Here is a 322-nt window from a genome sequence, read left to right as displayed (position 1 = left end):
TGTGTACTTGCTCAGTCGTGCGCAGAGCCATGTGCGAGATGTGTTTGTAAAACAGACACTCACTCGTGATGAAAAAGGGAATTATACCACTGCGGCGCTTCGTGTAGAGCTGGATTATGAACAGATCGCTCACTCTTCTGGAGCGATGGAAGCGCTGAGTCATTCTTTTGCCGAAACGATAGCCCCTCTTACTACCCCAACCTCCGATTCAGAAGCGGCTTCTGCCCATCTCGAATCCCCTGCCGCTGGTTCTGGTTCTGGTTCTGGTTCTGGTTCTGGTTCTGGTTCTGGTTCTGGTTCTGGTTCTGGTTCTGGTTCTGGT

At 51.2% G+C, this 322-nt stretch carries 1 protein-coding gene; it reads left to right on the top strand.

Translation table 11 applies throughout. The features are described 5' to 3' along the window. A partial coding sequence (locus tag AAHF22_RS08905; protein WP_347324653.1) for a hypothetical protein occupies positions 1–322 on the top strand: 322 nt, incomplete at both ends.

The sequence above is a fragment of the Paenibacillus wenxiniae genome (assembly GCF_039822605.1).
Lineage (GTDB): Bacteria > Bacillota > Bacilli > Paenibacillales > Paenibacillaceae > Saccharibacillus > Saccharibacillus wenxiniae.
Note: the sequence above shows the minus strand (reverse complement) of the source record. Positions and strands in the feature narration are given on the sequence as shown.